Source organism: Granulibacter bethesdensis CGDNIH1 (genome assembly GCF_000014285.2).
Lineage (GTDB): Bacteria > Pseudomonadota > Alphaproteobacteria > Acetobacterales > Acetobacteraceae > Granulibacter > Granulibacter bethesdensis.
Window position 1 is genome coordinate 2242705 of record NC_008343.2, and the last position, 18870, is coordinate 2261574.

The 18870-nt window shown below is 62.3% G+C and carries 16 protein-coding genes; 7 read left to right on the top strand and 9 right to left on the bottom strand.

Annotated features, from left to right (window positions below; translation table 11 throughout):
• Nucleotides 1-101: 101 nt before the first annotated feature.
• Nucleotides 102-596 carry a L,D-transpeptidase family protein gene (locus GBCGDNIH1_RS22515; protein ID WP_043454442.1) on the bottom strand — a complete coding sequence of 165 codons (495 nt, stop codon included), beginning with the start codon at nucleotides 594-596 and terminating at the stop codon, nucleotides 102-104.
• A 294-nt stretch (nucleotides 597-890) separates the two neighbouring features.
• Here GBCGDNIH1_RS22515 and GBCGDNIH1_RS22520 point away from each other — a divergent pair, with 294 nt between their 5' ends.
• The gene (locus GBCGDNIH1_RS22520) at nucleotides 891-1583 is read left to right on the top strand and encodes a response regulator transcription factor (RefSeq protein ID WP_043453070.1); all 693 of its coding nucleotides are present in this window, start codon (nucleotides 891-893) and stop codon (nucleotides 1581-1583) included.
• Nucleotides 1584-1657: 74 nt separating this feature from the next.
• Here GBCGDNIH1_RS22520 and GBCGDNIH1_RS22525 read toward each other — a convergent pair whose 3' ends face one another.
• The 4 genes from GBCGDNIH1_RS22525 to GBCGDNIH1_RS22540 all read right to left on the bottom strand — a co-directional run bounded on the left by GBCGDNIH1_RS22525 (nucleotide 1658) and on the right by GBCGDNIH1_RS22540 (nucleotide 5178).
• Nucleotides 1658-2485 (bottom strand): exodeoxyribonuclease III, encoded by an 828-nt coding sequence (locus tag GBCGDNIH1_RS22525; RefSeq protein WP_011632702.1) that lies wholly within the window; start codon nucleotides 2483-2485, stop codon nucleotides 1658-1660.
• A gap of 4 nt (nucleotides 2486-2489) precedes the next feature.
• A complete protein-coding gene (locus tag GBCGDNIH1_RS22530) occupies nucleotides 2490-3182 on the bottom strand; it encodes a fumarylacetoacetate hydrolase family protein (protein WP_011632703.1) in 693 nt (230 codons plus the stop codon).
• Nucleotides 3183-3265: 83 nt separating this feature from the next.
• Nucleotides 3266-4066: a gamma-glutamyl-gamma-aminobutyrate hydrolase family protein gene (locus GBCGDNIH1_RS22535; RefSeq protein ID WP_011632704.1), complete on the bottom strand. Its 801-nt coding sequence runs from the start codon at nucleotides 4064-4066 to the stop codon at nucleotides 3266-3268.
• A 59-nt stretch (nucleotides 4067-4125) separates the two neighbouring features.
• Complete coding sequence (locus GBCGDNIH1_RS22540; RefSeq protein WP_025318528.1) at nucleotides 4126-5178, bottom strand: NAD(P)/FAD-dependent oxidoreductase; 1053 nt, start codon at nucleotides 5176-5178, stop codon at nucleotides 4126-4128.
• A gap of 145 nt (nucleotides 5179-5323) precedes the next feature.
• On the opposite strand from GBCGDNIH1_RS22540, the gene tsaE reads away from it, so the two are divergent.
• From tsaE to trxA, 6 genes are all read left to right on the top strand, one after another.
• On the top strand, nucleotides 5324-5791 hold the full coding sequence (gene tsaE / locus GBCGDNIH1_RS22545; RefSeq protein ID WP_011632706.1) for a tRNA (adenosine(37)-N6)-threonylcarbamoyltransferase complex ATPase subunit type 1 TsaE: 468 nt from the start codon (nucleotides 5324-5326) through the stop codon (nucleotides 5789-5791).
• Complete coding sequence (locus GBCGDNIH1_RS22550; RefSeq protein WP_011632707.1) at nucleotides 5788-6846, top strand: aminoglycoside phosphotransferase family protein; 1059 nt, start codon at nucleotides 5788-5790, stop codon at nucleotides 6844-6846. The genes tsaE and GBCGDNIH1_RS22550 overlap by 4 nt, the downstream gene beginning before the upstream one ends.
• Nucleotides 6847-6857: 11 nt before the next feature.
• Nucleotides 6858-7604, top strand: a complete 747-nt coding sequence (locus GBCGDNIH1_RS22555) for a nucleotidyltransferase family protein (RefSeq protein ID WP_011632708.1) — start codon at nucleotides 6858-6860, stop codon at nucleotides 7602-7604.
• An 8-nt stretch (nucleotides 7605-7612) separates the two neighbouring features.
• Nucleotides 7613-10543: a double-strand break repair protein AddB gene (addB, locus tag GBCGDNIH1_RS22560; RefSeq protein ID WP_011632709.1), complete on the top strand. Its 2931-nt coding sequence runs from the start codon at nucleotides 7613-7615 to the stop codon at nucleotides 10541-10543.
• Nucleotides 10540-14019, top strand: a complete 3480-nt coding sequence (gene addA, locus GBCGDNIH1_RS22565) for a double-strand break repair helicase AddA (RefSeq protein ID WP_011632710.1) — start codon at nucleotides 10540-10542, stop codon at nucleotides 14017-14019. The genes addB and addA overlap by 4 nt, the downstream gene beginning before the upstream one ends.
• 104 nt (nucleotides 14020-14123) lie before the next feature.
• Nucleotides 14124-14450 carry a thioredoxin TrxA gene (gene trxA, locus GBCGDNIH1_RS22570; RefSeq protein WP_025318524.1) on the top strand — a complete coding sequence of 109 codons (327 nt, stop codon included), beginning with the start codon at nucleotides 14124-14126 and terminating at the stop codon, nucleotides 14448-14450.
• Nucleotides 14451-14506: 56 nt separating this feature from the next.
• Here trxA and GBCGDNIH1_RS22575 read toward each other — a convergent pair whose 3' ends face one another.
• The 4 genes from GBCGDNIH1_RS22575 to trpB are packed head-to-tail and all read right to left on the bottom strand — an operon-like array spanning nucleotide 14507 to nucleotide 18820.
• Nucleotides 14507-15799: a bifunctional folylpolyglutamate synthase/dihydrofolate synthase gene (locus GBCGDNIH1_RS22575; RefSeq protein WP_011632712.1), complete on the bottom strand. Its 1293-nt coding sequence runs from the start codon at nucleotides 15797-15799 to the stop codon at nucleotides 14507-14509.
• A gap of 45 nt (nucleotides 15800-15844) precedes the next feature.
• The gene (gene accD, locus GBCGDNIH1_RS22580) at nucleotides 15845-16762 is read right to left on the bottom strand and encodes an acetyl-CoA carboxylase, carboxyltransferase subunit beta (RefSeq protein WP_011632713.1); all 918 of its coding nucleotides are present in this window, start codon (nucleotides 16760-16762) and stop codon (nucleotides 15845-15847) included.
• A 1-nt stretch (nucleotide 16763) separates the two neighbouring features.
• Nucleotides 16764-17600: a tryptophan synthase subunit alpha gene (gene trpA, locus GBCGDNIH1_RS22585; protein ID WP_011632714.1), complete on the bottom strand. Its 837-nt coding sequence runs from the start codon at nucleotides 17598-17600 to the stop codon at nucleotides 16764-16766.
• The gene (trpB, locus tag GBCGDNIH1_RS22590; protein WP_011632715.1) at nucleotides 17597-18820 is read right to left on the bottom strand and encodes a tryptophan synthase subunit beta; all 1224 of its coding nucleotides are present in this window, start codon (nucleotides 18818-18820) and stop codon (nucleotides 17597-17599) included. Before trpB ends, trpA begins: the two co-directional genes overlap by 4 nt.
• Nucleotides 18821-18870 lie beyond the last annotated feature (50 nt).

Below are 18870 nucleotides of genomic sequence, written 5' to 3' on the forward strand. Positions count from 1 at the left end.
GCGTCAGAAACTACCCACCCGCTCTGACCATCTTCCATCGCTTCTGATAGCCACATCTTTGCGTCACAGAGGCAGATGAATTTTCTCATCTGATCCGGCCCTCAGGCAGGCAACACCCTGAAGGATGTTATTCCGTCCTTGAGCAGACGGATAACATCCGGGGCCGCAAGAGCAAGGCAGCCCGCCGTAGGCTGATAATCCTGCTGCGCGACATGCAGAAAAATGGCAGAGCCTCTGCCTTTTTCAACTGGTTGATCATTCCATCCCAACACACCGATAATATCGTAGAGATCATCCTGACGCCATAATTCTTCATGACTGGCTGAAAACGGTCGGGTTATCCGGCAATTATATTGTGGATGCGCCGGATCGTCACACCAGCCATCAGACGGGGCGATTGGCTCCAGCGGGCAAGCACAAACCGGTATTGTCAGACGATCAGCCCTGTAAAACACCCGACGGAGAGGAAGGATGCCGACCGGCGTAGCTCCGTCCCCTTCCTGCTTGCAGGTCGTAACGCCTGCTCGTCCCAGCGCAACTCGAAGAACCGTATTCCGATACATCAGCCGTCCATCCGGACTTATGATTGCTTCCATATAGTTTGCCGTATTGTTTTCCATTTAAACCAATGCGCCATTCAAAAAAACAATGGTTACTAAAATTGTCAGCACCTTTGAAAGATGATATGCTTTTTAGTTACAACTGAAAATTTCATTTTTGCCCTCCTATATCAATGCATGAAAAATTCCTTCACAACATTTATGTGACCCAAAAATATCTATCACAATGTCTATGATTTTAGTTTCCATCATTACGATGACATTTTGACTTTACCTGCCAGCCGTAACATATCACTCTCTACAGGCCTGCCTCGATTGGAGACAACCCGTATGCCACACACACGCCCTATCCTGGTCGTTGATGACGATACAATGCTACGGGAAACCCTGTCTGATCAGCTGTCGGTCGACGGGGAGTTCGTCGCTATCCCGGCCATCAACGGAAAAGAGGCAGACGATTTTCTCAGCGATAACATCTCTCGCTTTGATGCCATTATTCTGGATGTCGGCCTGCCGGATGGGGACGGGCGGGATCTGTGCGTGCGCTGGCGGCGCATGGGCGTCAAGGTGCCAATTATCATCCTGACTGGTTCCGACGAAGAACATGATGTCGTACGCGGGCTTGAGGCAGGGGCAAATGATTATATCGCCAAGCCTTTCCGCATGGCCGAATTGCTGGCCCGGGTCCGCAATCAGCTGCGGAGCTACGAAAACAGCGAGGATGCAGCGTTCAAAATCGGTCCCTACATCTTCAAGCCCGCCGCAAAACTGCTGGAAACCGAACAGAACAAGCGCATTCGACTGACCGAGAAAGAAGCCTCCATTCTGAAATTTCTCTACCGTGCCGGAACCAAGGCCGTAGCGCGGGAGGTGCTGCTGAACGAGGTATGGGGCTACAACGCCGCCGTCACCACGCATACGCTGGAGACCCATATCTATCGCCTGCGGCAGAAAATCGAGCAGGATCCTTCCAGCGCGCAACTCCTGACCACTGAAGGAGGGGGATACCGGCTGCTTCCCTGAAGCGCCCCTCCCTCTGCCCACACGAGGGAGGATTGGCGTCCCGGATAGGCCCGCGGCAGATTATGGTAAGGGCCTTACAGCGACAAAGTCACGCTGACGGGTACATGATCAGAAGTACGCTCCCAATCTCGGGCCTCTTTCAAGGTTGTATGGCCTTGCAGTGAAGAAACCAGATCAGGGCTGACCCACACATGGTCCAGCCTCCGCCCCCGATCAGACGCACGCCAGTCCCGGTTCCGGTATGACCACCACGTATAATGCTTGCGGTCCGACGGCACGAAATGGCGTATTGCATCAACGAAGCCGGTTTCCAGCCATTGTCTCATCCGGGTGGTCTCCGGCGGCGTATGGCTGACCACATTCAGCAGCTGCTTGTGGCTCCAGACATCATGCTCCAGCGGAGCAATATTGAGGTCACCGACCAGCACGGTGCGGGTAAAAGGAGACTGCGCCGCGAAATAGGCCGTGGCTTCCTCCACGAAAGCCAACTTATGCGCGAATTTCGGGTTGATAGCCGGGTCGGGCTCATCCCCGCCTGCCGGGACATAGAAATTATGCAGCGCCACGGGACCTGACGGCACTGCCAGCGACACCGCCATATGACGGCAGTCGCCTTTGGCGCACCAGTCCGGCGCCGCCTCATCCACCGTGAAAGGAATCCGGGAAAGAATGGCAACCCCGTTATATCCTTTCATCCCGCGATAGGCGACATGGGCATAACCGTGATGCTCCGCCGCCCTGCCGGGGAACAGATCTGCCGGGAACAAGGGGTCAGGCACCTTGGTTTCCTGAAGGCACAGCACATCCGGATCAAGCTCGGCCAGCACTTTCTCCAGCAAGGGCAGACGCAGACGCAGGGAATTGATGTTCCAGGTCGCAACACGCACACGCATGAGTGCCATTTCCTCAGACGATGCGATTGCGCAGGGGGATCAGGCCAGACACCGATGCATTCAGGACATCCCCGCGCGACAGGGCGGAAACCCCATCCGGTGTACCAGTCATGATCAGATCACCAGCTGCAAGGGTGACCAGACGCGACAGGGCCGAGATGATTTCACTGACTGACCAGATCATGTCGCTCAGCCGCCCGCGCTGACGCTCGGTGCCATTGACCGTCAGCACGATATCCCCATCCGACTCTCCATTGGGCAACCCGCCCCCCACCACCGGCGTGATCGGTCCGATGGGGGCGGAGTGGTCGAACCCCTTCGCCATATCCCACGGACGCCCCGCATCACGCGCCGCGAACTGGAGATCGCGCCGCGTCAGATCCAGCCCGACCGCATAGCCGAACACATGGGACAGTGCAGCCTCGACCGGAATATCGCGTCCGCCGGAATGCAGCGCCACGACCAGCTCAACCTCATGATGCAGCAAGGCGGTCGCAGGAGGATAAGGAATATCCGCATCCCCCGGCACCACCGCATCAGCCGGTTTGGAGAAGAAAAATGGCGGCTCGCGCGCCGGATCACTCCCCATTTCACGCGCATGAGCAGCATAGTTCCTGCCGACACAAAATACTCTTCGGACGGGAAAACCCCTTCCATCCGTCACGGGCACAATCACGGGAGTCGGGGGAGGAAAAACGCTCTGCATTCATCCTGCTTATCAAAACCCGCCAGAAACACCAGCGCTGTTCCCGGCACACTCCCCGCATGCAGGCCCCATGCAGACGGATTTTATTCAGCCGCGCTGGCTAGTCCATCCGAACGGCCGGCTGCCTTGCCGGTGATCCCCCGATGGCGAGCCTCCACCGCCGCACCAAAATCCTCGAAAATACGATGCGACAATGGATCGGTCAGATAATCGAATTCAGGATGCCACTGCACGCCCACCACAAACCCAGTGCAATCCACTGCCCGGACAGCCTCGATCACACCATCAGGCGCATGCGCATCGGCACGCAGAGGCGGAGCCAGCCGGTCGATGCCCTGATTATGCAGAGAGTTCACAGCAAAAGAGGCCGAGTCAGACAAACGGTGCAGCCAGCCATCGGTCACGGCGGTGACCATATGCGCCTTGCCATTGCGCAGGGAGGATTGCGGCACGATCGGAGTGGAATGATCCAGATAACCCGGCATATCCTGCAAAACCTGATGCAGGCTGCCGCCCAGAGCAACATTCAGTTCCTGAAAGCCGCGGCAGATAGCCAGAATCGGCACGCCGCAGGCCACAGCGGCCCGGATCAATGGCAATGTCACCGCATCACGCCGCACATCTTCCGGCGTTCCCTCCGCATGCGGCGCACCGCCATATTGACCGGGATGCACGTTGGATCGGCTACCGGTAAAAATAATGCCATCCAGCCGGCTCAGCAGGGCGGAGAGATCGGCGCGGTCTCCATTCGCCGGGATCAGCACCGGCACAGCCCGGATCACATCATCGGTCACCTGTACATATGTATCCGACGCAGCATGGTTGGGTGTCGAAAAAGCCCCGAACGGCTTCGTGCAACAGGAAATGCCAATAAGCGGTTTCATGATCCCTTCACATTTAGGCGATCATTGCGGCAAAATGAAGGAATACATGCCATGCCGGGTCAGCCTGGAACACCGGTGCTGGTCGAATATTCAAAATGTAGTGCCTGATCGGGATGCACGATCGGATGGATGGCATGCGCCGCCATCGCGGCTTCGCTGAATCCCTGTAAAATCAGTTTCAGCTTGCCCGGATAGGTGGCCACATCTCCGATAGCGAAAATACCCGGCACATTGGTCTCGCAACGCGACGGATCGATCGTGATATGATGACGTTCCAGCGCCAGCCCCCACTCCGCAATGGGCCCCAGATCCATCGACAGACCGAAGAAAGGCAGCAGGCAATCAGCCTCCAGACGGCGTATCTCGCCATCCAGCGTCGCAACTTCAACGACGGACAACACCCCCTCTGCACCCTGAAGACCATGCAGTTGATAAGGGACCACCAGCTCTACCTCCCCCGCTGCCGCAGCTTGCTCCAGTTGCGCAAGCGATTCCGGGGCGGCACGGAATTTGGCGCGCCGGTGCACCACGAAAATCCGGGCTGCAATCCCACGTAAGGCCAGTGCCCAGTCCACCGCGCTGTCACCGCCACCCGCAATCACGACGGAGCGCCCCCGAAAATCCTCCCGGCGACGCACATAATACTGAACGGCACCGGAAGCCTCGAACGCTTCCAGCCCATCCAGCGGCGGACGGTTCGGTCCGAATGCACCCGCGCCGGCCGCGAGCACCACGGCACGTGCGCACACCGTATCGCCGGCACTGGTCGTCAGCGTGAAATCGCCCTGTGTTCCGGTCAGTGTCTCCACCCGGCGGGACAGCAGGCGGGGCATGTCGAAAGGGGCAATCTGCCGTTCCAGCGCCGTGATCAGATCGCCACCGGAAATCGCCGGATGGGCGGGAATGTCATAGATCGGCTTTTCTGGATACAGGGCCGCGCACTGGCCACCGACCTCCTGCAACGCGTCGATCAGCACGGCGCGTAACCGCAGCATCCCCAGTTCGAAAGCAGCAAATAATCCGGCTGGCCCCGCGCCGATAATAGCGACATCGGTGTCGATTATCCGGGGCTGGGTCGAAGAAGCAGGGGGGGCCAGGTCGATCTGTGTCATGGGCGGGACCATAAGACGGCCACGAAAATGCGACAATTGCCTATTCCGACTCCCGATGCCCACATTCCCAAAAAGCGCCGCGCCGGTTACATGCGAGGTTGATCCGGGCCTGTTGCATTGCTCCGGATGAGGCATAGTAAGACGCATGTCCCTGACCACCTCTTCTTCATCCATGCTGGTGCTGACCGATCAGGAAGCGACGGAGGCTCTGGGCCGCCAGATCGCCGATACGCTGCATCCCGGTGATGTCATCCTGCTGGAAGGCTCTCTCGGCGCCGGAAAAAGCACGCTGGTCCGTGCCTTGCTGCGCCATATGGCGGGCGATCCGGCCATGGAAGTGCCAAGCCCCACCTATACGCTGGTGCAAGGCTACGATACGCCACGTGGAGCCGTGGCCCATCTGGATCTATGGCGTCTGGACGGGCCTGATGCGCTGCATGAACTGGGATGGGACGCCTTGCTGAAAGACATTGTCATCGTCGAATGGCCTGACCGGTTGGAAGATTTGCGTCCGCCGCAGGCGCTGACCATCCGGCTGGAAACCGTGCCCGACAACGATGGCGCGCGCCATGCCCATCTGTCCGGTTGGCCTGCGGATCGCCTGTCCCGATGAGTACCCCATCCGCCGATACAGCGATGCGCGAGGATACCATCACCCGTTTTCTGGCCGAGCATGGCTGTGCGGATTTTCAGCGAACGCCACTGGCCGGGGATGCAAGCTTCCGCCGCTACTGGCGGCTGCGTGACGAAACAGGCGCTACGCTGGTGCTGATGGATGCGCCACCTCCCCACGAAGCCGTGGAGCCATTTCTGCGCATTGCCTCTGCCATGGAAGGTACGGGTCTGTCCGTTCCTCATATCGAGGCCGCCAATGTCGAGGCCGGGCTGGTCCTGCTGGAAGATCTGGGCGATGCGCTCTATCGTACTCTTCTGGATGACAGCAACGCGGATGCGTTCGGGGAAGCCGCCGCCAGCGCGCTGACCGTGCTGCACCGTATGCCCATGCCACCGGATCCGCTGCGCTGGGATGGCGCGGCCATGCGGGATGCAACCAGCGACACGTTTCTGGGCTGGTGGTGGCCCGCCACGTTCGGAGAAACGCCTTCCGCCCGCGTCATCGCCGCGCTGCATGCGGCTCTGGATGAAACGCTGTCTATTTTGGCCGCCTCTCCTCCCGTTCCGGTGCATCGTGATTTCGAGGGTGGCAACCTGCTCTGGCTGCCACAACGAGATGGCTTCCGCCGCACCGGCATCATCGATTTTCAGGATCTCGGGGCCGGGCATGGCGCCTATGATCTGGTCTCCCTGACCCAGGATGCACGCCGGGAGATGCCGGATGGTTTCGCGGAACAGCAGATCGCACGCTATGCCACAGCACTCGGCCTGAGCCTCGGCCCAACCGGTCCGGACTCTCTGCCCGCAGCCTGTGCGGTCTGCGCGGCGCAACGCCATATGCGGCATGCCGGGCTATGGGTGCGGCTGGCACAACGGGATGGCAAGACTGGTTACCTGACGCATGGACCACGCTCCTGGCGTCGGCTGCTGCATGCGCTGACACATCCGGCCAATCAGGCGCTGATGGATTTCTTCAACGATCACGTGCCGGCCTCCCGGCGCGGTAACCCGGCGCTTTTGTTGCCGGAACAGACAGGCTCTGCCAGGGATTAAAGACCAGAATTATGACGATACGACACGCAATGCTGCTGGCGGCTGGCCTTGGCACCCGCATGCGCCCCCTGACAGACACCACCGCCAAGCCGCTGGTGCCGCTGGCCGGACGGACCTTGCTGGACCACGCGCTCGATCGCCTGTTCGAGGCCGGGGTGGAGCATGTGGTGGTCAACACCCACTGGAAAGGCGATCTGGTCGCAGCCCATATCGCTGCCCGTCACGATCCGCGCATCGTGGTCCGGGCCGAGGAAACCCTGCTCGACACGGGGGGAGCCATCGTCGCCGCACTGAAAGACGGGCTGCTGGATCAGGCCGAGCCGTTCTACGTCGTCAATGGCGATGCGTTCTGGCTCAACGGCCCCATCCCGATGCTCGACCGGCTGGCTGAAGCCTGGACGCAATGGGGTAGCGCTGACGCGATGGACGCGCTGCTGCTGGTACATCGGACATTCCAGATTTCCGCCGAAGTGGGCGCGGGCGATTTCGTACTGGACCCGCTGGGCCATGTCCGCCGCCGTAAGGAAATGGAAATCGTCCCCTATCTGTTCGCAGGGGTGCAGATCGCATCCGCCCGCCTGTTCGCCGATGCGCCGGAGGGACCATTCAGCACCAACCTGCTGTGGGACCGCGCCATCGAGGCGGAAAGGCTGCGGGCCATGGTGCATGACGGGCTGTGGTTCCACCTGTCCACTCCGGAAGATCTGGAGGTCGCAGAACAGAAACTCTACGCGGCGGAAACCGGCGAAACGCGTTAGGCAGCACCATGCGCATCACCTCCATCCCGCCGGACTGGCCGTTTCTCGACACTGTCGCGTCTGCCTGGCTGGGGAAGGGTGAGCAAAGCCCGCTTGATACGGCTGATGGCATCATCCTGCTGCCGACACGGCGCGCTGCGCGGGCGCTGGCCGATGCGTTTCTGCGTATCTCCAATGGCCGCCCGTTGCTGTTGCCACGTATCACGGCCCTCGGCGCGCTGGACGAAACACCGCTGGCCCTGCATGGCGCACTGGATCTGCCGCCCGCCGTGGACACGCCCCGTCGTCTGGCGGAGCTGACACGGCTGATTCTGGCATTACCAGACCCGGCCCTGTCGGCGGATAATGCATGGATGCTGGCCAGAGAACTGGCCAAACTCCTGGACGAAGCCGCCCGCGCCGGGATTGATCTTGCAACGTCCCTGCCCGATGCGGTCGATCCATCTTTCGCAGCGCACTGGCAGACGACTCTGACCTTTCTTCAGATCGTGACCCGTGCCTGGCCGGACTGGCTGGCGGAGGAAGGTCTGACCGATCCGGCAGCGCGGCAGGCCGCCCTGCTGCGGATTCAGGCGACGCACTGGCAGGATCATCCGCCTGCGACACGTCTCTGGGCGGCGGGGATTTCCGGCGCGGCCCCGGCCGAAGCGATGCTGCTGAAAACCATCGCCAGACTGAAGCAGGGCCTGGTGATCCTGCCCGGCCTCGACATGACCATGCCGGAGGAAGCATGGGGCATGCTGGAGGCCTCTCATCCACAGGCGGGGATGCGCGACCTGCTGGCCATGATGGATGCAAGGCGGGATGATGTAGCACCATGGGGATTGACGCCCCCGCCTTCCCGCCCTGCTGATCGCTCCCGTCTGCTGCATCAGGCGCTGCTTCCTGCCGAAGCCCTGACGCTCTGGCGCGAAACCACGCCGCCTTCCTCCGAATCCGTGTTCCGTCTGGAAGCGGAAGATGAACAGCAGGAGGCCGTCGCCATCGCGCTGATCCTGCGGGATGCGCTGGAGACACCGGGACGGAGGGCCGCGCTGATCACGCCGGATCGCGGGCTGGCGGTGAGAGTGTCAACCGAGTTGGCCCGGTTCGGCGTCATCGCCGATGACAGCGCCGGCGAACCGCTTGCCGAAACACCCCCTGCCCTCTTTCTGCGCCTGCTGGCGGAAACGGTGCGGAGCGGTTTCTCTCCGGTCTCGTTGCTATCCCTGCTGAAACATCCCATGACAGCGCTGGGCATGGACCGTCTGATGACGCTGCATGCGGCGCGCGGGCTGGAACAGCACGCCCTGCGCGGCCCGCGTCCTCCGCCGGGCCTGTCCGGGCTGCGTGCGGTCCTCGAAGCCGGAAAAACGGAAGCCGCCGCTCTGATCGACCGGCTGGAACAGGTTCTGCATCCCCTGATCGACCTCGTAGCACAGGAAAAGCTTGCGCCCCATGACTACCTGCGCGCCTTGCTGACCGCCGGGGAAGCCGTGGCCGCCAGCGATACTCACTCCGGCGCCGAGCGTCTGTGGGCGTTGGAGGAAGGGGAGGCGCTGGCCGTCCTGCTGGCGGAGACGCTGCCCGCCCTGACGGTGCTGCCGCCGCAACCGCCCGATACGCTGCCGGGCCTGTTCGACGCGGTACTGGAAGGCATTGCCGTCCGCAGCCGCCGTGCCCTGCGCCGCTTCGGCGAGAACGATGCCGAACATCCGCGCCTGTTTATCTGGGGCCTGCTGGAGGCACAGCTTCAACATGTGGATGTGGCTGTGCTGGGTGGTCTGAGCGAGGGGGTATGGCCCCCCGCCACGGATCCCGGCCCATGGATGAGCCGCCCGATGCGCAGCCGTGTCGGGCTGCCGAGCGCCGAGCGAATCATCGGTCAGGCGGCCCATGATTTCGTGCAGGCAGTATGCAGCGCCTCCGTGGCGATCCTGTCCTGCCCCGCCCGGCGGGAAGGTGCGCCTGTCGTCACAGCACGCTGGCTGGCACGGATCGACGCTCTGCTGAAGGGACATGGGAAACATCTGCCGACCCACCCCGCCACCGCCTGGGCCGGAATACTGGATCAACCGGAACGGCCTGCCCCGGTCAGGCCGCCTCGCCCCTGCCCACCCCGCAGGTCACGTCCTCGCAGCCTGAGTGTGACGGAAATAGGACGCTGGCTGAGCGATCCTTATCGAGTCTATGCGGAGCGTATCCTGAAATTGAAACCGCTTGATCCGCTGGAACAGGATACTGATGCCGCCGATTTCGGCATGATCGTGCATGATGGCATGCAGTGTTTTCTGGAAAATGCCGCCCGGCAATGGCCCGATGGGGACCTGCCGGCCGCCCTGCGCACGGCATTCCGGGTCGCGCTGGACCGCCACAATCCTCGCCCTGCCCTGCGAAGCTGGTGGCTGCCGCGTCTCGACCGGATCGCAGCCTGGGTGGCAACCCGGGAGCAGCGGGATACGAAAATCCATACCGAAACCTCCGGCATCTGGCATTTATCGGCTTTCCCGGGCGGCCCCTTCACGCTGAAAGGCCGGGCCGACCGGATCGAGATCAGGCAGGACGGCAGTATCCGTCTGCTCGATTACAAAACCGGCACGGTTCCCTCTGCACCGGCGATTCTGAGCGGAGAGGCTCCGCAACTGCCGCTGGAAGCCGCGATGATGAAGGCGGGGGCCTTCCCGGATGTACCGGCACAATATCCGTCCGAACTGGTGTACTGGCGGCTCAGTGGCGGCCGTGTCGCCGGCGAGGAAATCATTCTCGGCAGGAAAGCCCCCGCCGCATGGGCCGAAGAACAGGCGCAACTGGCGGCCGAGAAGCTGCGCGATCTGGTCATGCGCTATGACGATCCGGATTTTCCCTATCTGGCACAACCTTTTGCCCCCGGCCATGCGCCCATGGATGCTTATGCGCATCTGGCCCGCGTGCCGGAATGGGCGGATGGTGACGAGTCATGAGCGCCGCGTTTTCTCCCCGCGATGAAGCGGAACGCAATCAGCGCGATGCCTCCGACCCCATCGTTTCCGCTTTTGTCAGTGCCTCTGCCGGGTCGGGCAAGACCAAGCTGCTGACAGACCGGCTGCTGCGCCTGATGCTCTCCGGCGCCCATCCGGGGCGGATTCAATGCCTCACCTTCACCAAGGCCGGTGCGGCGGAAATGGCGATCCGTCTGCGGTCAAGACTGGGCGCATGGGTGACGATGAGCGATGCGGCGCTCGATCAGGCGCTGGCGGCGCTGGCCTTCACGCCGGACGATGCAGCCAGGCTGAGGGCGCGCGCTCTGTTTGCGCAGGTGCTGGATCTGCCCGGCGGCATGCGGATCGAGACGATCCATGCTTTCTGCCAGTCTCTGCTGCGGCGCTTTCCGCTGGAAGCCGCACTGAGTCCCCACTTCAAAATGATCGAACCGGCTGAGCAGGAAGTCACCCGCCAGGAAGCGCAGGAGACGATGCTGGCAGCGACGGCGGATCATGCCTCCCTGTCCCTGCTCTCCGGCCAGATCAGCCTTCAGACATTCGGCATGCTCTCCGCTGGATTGCATATCGAACCGGACCGCCTGAACCGGCTGACCCCATCTCTGGCTGGGCTGGAAGCCGCCCAACGCCGGGCGCTGGGCGTGCCGGGCAGTCAGGGGGAAGAAGCGTTGCTGGCCACCGCCGTCGAGTGGACCGCCATCGGCAAAGTCCGTGAGGCAGCGCGGGATGCGTTCGAGAACGGATCAAACACCGTGCGCGAAAGAGCAGGACAGATGCTCGCCTGGCTGTCCCTGTCGCCTGCCGAACGTCAAACACGCTGGGAGGAATGGGCCAGCCTGTTCCTGACCGCCAAAGGGGAGCCATGCAGCCCGAAAACCCTGTTCAACGAAAACAAGGCCAATCGCGGCACCAGCGCCGATACCTCCCGGGAGACTCTGGTTGATGAGTCGCATCGGATCGTCTCAATCCGTCAGACCCTGCATGCGATCAGGCTTGCCTCCCTCTCCGCTGCCCTGACCCGGCTGGCGATCCCGGTGGCCGAGGCCTACGCAAAGGACAAGGCACGGCGCGGGCTGGTTGATTTCTCCGATCTGATCGGGCGCACCAGCGCATTGCTGAGAGAACCCGGCGCTGCCTGGGTGCTGTACAAGCTGGATGGCGGCATCGACCATCTGCTGCTGGATGAAGTGCAGGATACCGCTCCGGAACAGTGGGAGATTGCCGGAACCCTGACGGCGGAGTTTTTCGCCGGTCTCGATGATCGCGCCGAACAGGGCAAACCCCGGACTGTCTTTGCGGTGGGCGATCCGAAACAGTCGATCTACTCGTTTCAGGGGGCCGACCCGCAGGCTTTCCGGCACTGGCGCGGCATCATGGCGCACCGTGTGCAGCAGATCGGCTATGAATGGCGCGACCGTCCCCTGACGGTCTCGTTCCGCTCCACCGCCCCGGTGCTGGCCTTGACCGATGCGGTATTCGCCGATCCGCTGGCCCGTCAGGGTGTGATCGAACCAGAAGAAACCCTGCGCCACCTGCCTGACCGCGCCGAGGATGCGGGCACAGTGGAAATCTGGGAGCCAGTGCAGACCCCGGAAACCCCAACCCGCCCCGCATGGCAGCCTGCCGAGGAGTACGGCACCCACACCACCGCCGCCAGCCTGCTGGCGGGCCGGCTCGCGGACTGGATCGCCAGCCGGATCGGCCAGACACTGCCGAGTGAAAACCGTCCGATCCATGCGGGAGATTATCTGATCCTGCTGCGCCGGCGCAAACCTTTCGCCCCTCTGCTGGAACGGGCACTGAAGCTGCGGGGCGTGCCGGTGGCGGGGCTGGACCGGCTGCCCCTGACCAGCCAGCCTGCCGTGGCCGATCTGCTGGCCCTGTGCGACACGCTGCTGCTGCCTGATGACGATATGGCGCTGGCCTGTCTGCTCACCAGCCCGCTGGGCGGCCTGAGCGACGACTCCCTGATGGAACTGGCGCTGGGCCGTCGGGACACATTGTGGGGTACGCTGAGAAAACGCCGGAAAGAACGCACGGCGTGGGATCAGGCCGCCAGTTTTCTCGAAGATATGCTCGGGCAGGTGGATTACACCACGCCCCATGCCCTGCTCAGCGCCGCACTGGTGCGGCATCGCGGGCGGGCACGCCTGTTCGCGCGTCTGGGCGCGGAAGCCTCCGAGCCGATCGACGAGCTGCTGAATGCCGCGATGCGCTATGCGCAGCTTCATCCACCCTCATTACAGGGTTTCGTCCACTGGCTGCGCCGCTCCGCGCCGGAGGTCAAACGCGAAATGTCATCAGGCGGCCAGGCCGTCCGTATCATGACGGTGCATGGCTCGAAGGGTCTGGAAGCCCCTATCGTCATCCTGCCCGATACTGTCTCCACCCCCCGTACGGAGAACAGCATTCTCTGGACGGAGGATCCTGAAACCGGCCTGTCGGTACCGCTGTGGAAACCCAATCAGGATTTTCAGTGCGACAGCTTCGCCGTACTGGAGGCAAAGGAACAGGCTGCCCGACAGGAGGAATACAATCGACTTCTCTATGTCGCGCTGACCCGTGCCAGAGACCGGCTGCTGGTGTGCGGCTGGCTGGGGAAGGAAAACAAGCCGCCCCCGGATGAAAGCTGGTACGCCGCCATCCGGCGCGGGATGGAACGACTGCCAAACGCCGAAACCGTCGGGACAGATCATGGCGAGGTAATCCGCCTGACCTCCCCGCAACAGCGTGCCGCACAGCAGGCACGCACCGACATCTCTACCCCCGTTCAAGCCCCACCCGCATGGATGGGGCAGGCTCCGGACTGGCAGCCTGCCCCCCGTCCTGCGGAGCCTGTGCGCCCCGAGCCGCTCGCACCAAGCCGCCCCGACAATGCCGATCTGGGCCCCGTGCCTGCCGCCGACTCACCGCTGATCGCCGACCGACGCGCACGGTTCCGGCGCGGACAGGTGATTCATCAACTGCTGCAACATCTGCCCCTGTTGCCTGCCAAGGAACGTGAGGCCGCCATGAAGCGGTTCCTCTTACAGACGCTGCCTTCGGAAGCCGATCATGTGGCAAAGCAGATCAGCGCTATTCTGGATCATCCCCGCCTTGCCGCATTGTTCGGCGCTGACGGGCGGGGTGAAGTCCCACTGACCGGAGTCATCGGCCCGGATGACAAACCACAGGTCATCGGCGGCATCGTGGACCGTCTGGCGGTGTTGCCGGAGCGTATCCTGATCGCGGATTACAAGACGAACCGGCACCCCCCTGCGAGCATCTCGGAGACACCGGTGCTGTATCTGCGGCAGATGGCAGCCTACCGTGCGGTACTGTCCTCAATCTATCCGGACCGGGATGTTCTATGCGCATTGATATGGACGGAAACCGGTCGGATCGACACACTGCCATCAGAGTTACTGGACCCGCATGCACCCGGCGTCGCTATGCCTGCGTTTGATCAAAAGGCTTGATCAAACCGGGTGCCTGCCCCACTTGCCTGTTCAACTGCCCATCAACAAACAGGATCCCGTCTGATAAGGCTGCCACGGGATCAATGATCGAAAAGAGACTGCCCATGAGCGAGCATACGAAACCCGTCACGGATGCCACCTTCGAAACCGATGTGCTGGGTGCATCCGGGCCGGTGCTGGTGGATTTCTGGGCCGAGTGGTGCGGCCCGTGCCGTATGATCGCTCCGGCATTGGAAGAAGTCGCCGCAGAGAATACCGGCAGGTTGACAGTCGCCAAGGTGAATATCGACGAAAACCCCGACAGCCCCAATCGCTATGGCGTCACCGGCATTCCGACCCTGATTCTGTTCAAGGACGGTCAGCCGATCGCTAAACAAGTCGGCGCCCTGCCGAAAAGCGCACTGAAACAGTGGGTCAGCGGGAATATCTGATCCGTATGACAGGGCCGGGCGTTCAGCCCGGCCCGGTTCTTATCAACCTGTGGAAATCAGGCCAGCCCCTGATCCAGCTTCAGGATTTCACCCGCCAGATACAGACTGCCGCAAATCAGGATGCGGCCCGGTATACTCCCTGCCTCCGCCTGCTTCAGGATCGCCGCCATGGCCTGCCGCACGGTCGGACCAGGAATCGCCTTGCCGCCCGAAGCGCTGACAATTGCCTCCACCGGCAGCGCCAGATACTGACCCGGCTCGGCAATGGCCCAGACGGTGTCGGCCTCCGGCAGGACCGAGGCCAGAAACTGCCCGGCATCTTTTGCCTGTTTCATGCCGACAATCACATGGGCCGGACGATCTTTCCAGCCGCGCAGATGACCCGCCAGCATCACGCCAGCCCCCGGATTATGGCCGCCATCCAGCCATAGCTCCCAGCCATCCGGTAAATCCTTTGCCAACAGACCGGTCAGACGCTGCATCCGCGCAGGCCATTCCGCCCGCGCCAACCCTTCCGCCCGCCATGACAACGGGAGAGCGGTTTTTGCCGCTGCACGCATCGCCGCAACGGCAATCCCGGCATTGTCTAACTGGTGCTCACCCGGCAGCGCAGGGAGCGGCAGATCAACCACGCCATCCGGATCGCTATAGCGCAAGCCGTCCCCACGCCTGGCGATATGCCAGTCACGATCACGGGCCAGCAGAGAAACACCCTGTTTCGCAGCCTCCCGATCCAGCACTTCCAGCACGTCCGGCAGTTGCAGGCCGGTCACGCCTGGCGCACCGGATTTAAGAATGCCGGCTTTCTCCGCTGCAATGCCCCTGATGTCGTCGCCCAGATATTCACGATGGTCGATCGAAATCGAGGCAATCGCACTGACCACCGGCGTCACGACATTGGTGGCATCGAAGCGGCCGCCAAGCCCGACCTCCACCACACACAGATCCGCTGGAACGCGGCTGAACAACAGCAGAGCGACCGCCGTGATGACCTCGAAAACGGTGATTGGAGCGCCGGCATTGACGCGCTCCACCTCCTCCAGAGCCTCGACCAGAACCGGCTCGGACACCAGCTCTCCGGCCAGACGGATACGCTCGTTGAACTGGACGAGATGGGGAGAAATATAAACGTGCACACGCTGCCCCGCCGCCTCGGCCAGCGCACGGAGAAAAGCGCAGGTGCTGCCTTTGCCATTGGTCCCGGCTACATGCACGACCGGCGGCAGCGACCGCTCCGGATGGCCCAGCTTCTCCAGCAGGGCTTCGAGCCGACCCAGCGACAGGTCGATCATCTTCGGATGCAAACCGTGCAGCCGCTCGATCACCGCTTCGGTGCGACCTTTACTCATGCCTTCGGCCTCAATGGAATGGATTGCTGGCGACGGATGGCCTGATCAGGCATCCGCCGTGCGGGCAGGCTGCTTCGCCTCTGTGAGAGAGGCTACGCTTTCCACCTTCGGCAGGGTCACCCCCTCCGTCAGCAAGGCGATCACGCGGGACAGGGTCGCGCGCATATCCGCCCGACGCACCACCATATCGACGATCCCGTGTTCCAGCAGGAATTCAGCACGCTGGAAGCCTTCCGGCAGTTTTTCGCGGGTCGTATCCTCAATGACGCGCGCACCTGCAAAGCCGATCAGGGCTTTCGGCTCGGCAATCTGAATGTCACCGAGCATGGCAAAACTGGCGGTCACGCCGCCAGTGGTGGGGTCGGTCAGTACGACAATGAACGGCAGCCCGGCTTCCTTCACCATGCGCGTGGCGATGGTGGTGCGGGGCATCTGCATCAGGCTGATTGCCGCTTCCTGCATGCGGGCACCGCCTGAAGCGGTGAAAATAATGAACGGCGCTTTCTGCAACACCGCCAGCTGAGCGGCTGCCACAATGCCCTCGCCGACCGCCGCCCCCATGGAGCCACCCATGAACTCGAACGCCATGGCCGCGACAACTGCTTTCTGACCCTCGATCGTGCCATGGGCCACGACGATGGCGTCATCGAGATGCGTCTTTTCCCGCGCATCACGCAGACGATCGGTGTAGCGTTTGGAATCGCGGAAACGCAGCGGATCCTGTGGCGCTTTCGGCAGCTCGATCCGTGTATAGCCCTCATCCAGCGTCCATTTCAGACGCTCCAGCGCGGTACCGCGCATGTGATGGTCACAATGGGTGCAGACGCGCTGATTCTTTTCCAGATCTCTGGCAAAGATCATCTGCTGACAGGCAGGGCACTGTACCCAGAGATTGTCCGGCACATCCCTGCGCCCCAGCAGGGTGCGGATTTTCGGACGCACATATTCGGTCAACCAGCTCATATCAGGCTCCTCGGGCGGAGAGGCGGGCGCTGCGCACAGCCTCGGCCAGTTGGCGGACCTGATCCAGCACCGCAGGCACGGTGCGATCAGTGGCGCGGCCATCATCCAGCGTTTCAGCCAGCGTATCGATCAGCGCAGAAGCAACGATGGCGGCATCTCCCTGCCGCACCGCCTCCGCGGCCTGCGCCGGATTGCGGATACCAAAACCGATCGCAACCGGCAGGTCGGTCACGCGCCGCAAACGCGGCATATTCTGCGCCAGCTGCTCCGCACTCGCGGTGACGGTGCCGGTGATGCCGGTGATACTGACGTAATAGACGAAACCGGATGAGCCGTTCAGCACATGCGGCAGACGTGCGTCATCCGTGGTCGGCGCGACCAGCCTGATCACATCCAGCCCGTTCGCGGTGGCGAAAGGCAGGATCAGGTCCGCCTCCTCGGTCGGCAGATCGACGATAATCAACCCATCCACCCCGACCGCGGCGGCATCGACGCAGAACCGCTCATGGCCGTAGGTTTCAATCGGGTTAAGATACCCCATCAGAATGATCGGCGTATCCTTATCCTGCTGCCGGAAGGTCTCGACCATCGCCAGAGTTTTGGCGAGTGTGGCACCCGCCTCCAGCGCACGCCGTCCGGCGCGCTGGATGGTCGGACCATCCGCCATCGGGTCGGTGAACGGCACACCGATCTCGATCAGATCGGCGCCTGCTGCCGGCAGGCCATGCAACAATGTCTGGCTGGTTTCAGCATCAGGGTCACCCGCCTCGATAAACGGGATCAGCGCACCGCGTCCCTCACGCTTCAGCGCCGCGAAACGCGTCTGGATACGGCTCACAGCTTGACCCCCAGATGCTCGGCAACGGTGAAGATATCCTTATCCCCCCGGCCCGACAGATTGACCACAATGGTTTTGTCCTTCCCCAGCGTCGGGGCAAGCTTGCGGACATACGCCAAAGCATGGCTCGGTTCCAGCGCGGGAATAATGCCTTCCGTGCGGGTCAGAAGCTGGAACGCACCCAGCGCCTCCTGATCGGTGGCCGAGACATATTCGACCCGGCCGGTTTCATGCAGCCATGCATGCTCCGGCCCGATGCCTGGATAATCGAGGCCTGCGGAAATCGAATGGCCTTCCAGAATTTGCCCTTCCGCATCCTGCAACAGATAGGTTCGGTTCCCGTGCAGCACGCCGGGGCGACCACCCGTCAGGCTGGCGGCATGTTCACCGGTTTCAACGCCGTGTCCTCCGGCCTCGACCCCGATCAGCCGCACGGATGGATCGTCCAGGAACGGATGAAACAGGCCCATCGCGTTGGAGCCGCCGCCGATACAGGCCGTCGCCACATCCGGCAAACGTCCGGTCTCCGCCAGCATCTGGGCGCGGGTTTCCTCACCGATGATGTTCTGGAAATCGCGCACCATCGCCGGATACGGATGCGGCCCGGCGACCGTGCCAATCAGGTAATACGTATCCGACACATTGGCGACCCAGTCGCGCAAAGCCTCGTTCATCGCATCCTTGAGCGTCGCCGCACCGGAGGTTACCGCCTTGACCTCCGCCCCCAGCAGACGCATGCGGAACACGTTGGGCTTCTGCCGTTCAACATCGACCGCGCCCATATAGATGGTGCAAGGCAGACCGAACAGCGCACAGACCGTCGCCGTCGCCACGCCATGCTGGCCCGCCCCCGTCTCGGCGATGATACGGGTCTTGCCCATACGACGGGCGATCAGGATCTGGCCAAGACAGTTATTCACCTTATGGCTGCCGGTATGGTTCAGCTCCTCCCGCTTCAGCCATACCTGCGCACCGCCCAGCTCCTCCGTCAGGCGCTTGGCGAACCAGAGCGGGCTGGGACGGCCCACGTAATTTTTCAGCAGCAGGTCGAGTTCCGCGTTGAACGCCGCATCATTCCGCGCCGCCCGCCATGCCTTTTCCACCTCCAGGATCAGAGGCATCAGCGTTTCCGCCACAAAGCGGCCGCCAAACGGACCAAACCGCCCATGATCGTCCGGACCGGAGCGATAGGAGTTCGGAAGGGAACTGGCTATGGACACGATGGCTATACTCGCCGGCTGGGATGCATTTCAGAGCCGCGCCATATTGT

What these genes read in the sequence shown, in the direction of transcription:
- GBCGDNIH1_RS22515 (WP_043454442.1), bottom strand. Translation starts at nt 596, where the DNA reads ATGGAAGCAATCATAAGTCCGGATGGACGGCTGATGTATCGGAATACG.
- GBCGDNIH1_RS22520 (WP_043453070.1), top strand. Translation starts at nt 891, where the DNA reads ATGCCACACACACGCCCTATCCTGGTCGTTGATGACGATACAATGCTA.
- GBCGDNIH1_RS22525 (WP_011632702.1), bottom strand. Translation starts at nt 2,485, where the DNA reads ATGGCACTCATGCGTGTGCGTGTTGCGACCTGGAACATCAATTCCCTG.
- GBCGDNIH1_RS22530 (WP_011632703.1), bottom strand. Translation starts at nt 3,182, where the DNA reads ATGCAGAGCGTTTTTCCTCCCCCGACTCCCGTGATTGTGCCCGTGACG.
- GBCGDNIH1_RS22535 (WP_011632704.1), bottom strand. Translation starts at nt 4,066, where the DNA reads ATGAAACCGCTTATTGGCATTTCCTGTTGCACGAAGCCGTTCGGGGCT.
- GBCGDNIH1_RS22540 (WP_025318528.1), bottom strand. Translation starts at nt 5,178, where the DNA reads ATGACACAGATCGACCTGGCCCCCCCTGCTTCTTCGACCCAGCCCCGG.
- tsaE (WP_011632706.1), top strand. Translation starts at nt 5,324, where the DNA reads ATGTCCCTGACCACCTCTTCTTCATCCATGCTGGTGCTGACCGATCAG.
- GBCGDNIH1_RS22550 (WP_011632707.1), top strand. Translation starts at nt 5,788, where the DNA reads ATGAGTACCCCATCCGCCGATACAGCGATGCGCGAGGATACCATCACC.
- GBCGDNIH1_RS22555 (WP_011632708.1), top strand. Translation starts at nt 6,858, where the DNA reads ATGACGATACGACACGCAATGCTGCTGGCGGCTGGCCTTGGCACCCGC.
- addB (WP_011632709.1), top strand. Translation starts at nt 7,613, where the DNA reads ATGCGCATCACCTCCATCCCGCCGGACTGGCCGTTTCTCGACACTGTC.
- addA (WP_011632710.1), top strand. Translation starts at nt 10,540, where the DNA reads ATGAGCGCCGCGTTTTCTCCCCGCGATGAAGCGGAACGCAATCAGCGC.
- trxA (WP_025318524.1), top strand. Translation starts at nt 14,124, where the DNA reads ATGAGCGAGCATACGAAACCCGTCACGGATGCCACCTTCGAAACCGAT.
- GBCGDNIH1_RS22575 (WP_011632712.1), bottom strand. Translation starts at nt 15,799, where the DNA reads ATGAGTAAAGGTCGCACCGAAGCGGTGATCGAGCGGCTGCACGGTTTG.
- accD (WP_011632713.1), bottom strand. Translation starts at nt 16,762, where the DNA reads ATGAGCTGGTTGACCGAATATGTGCGTCCGAAAATCCGCACCCTGCTG.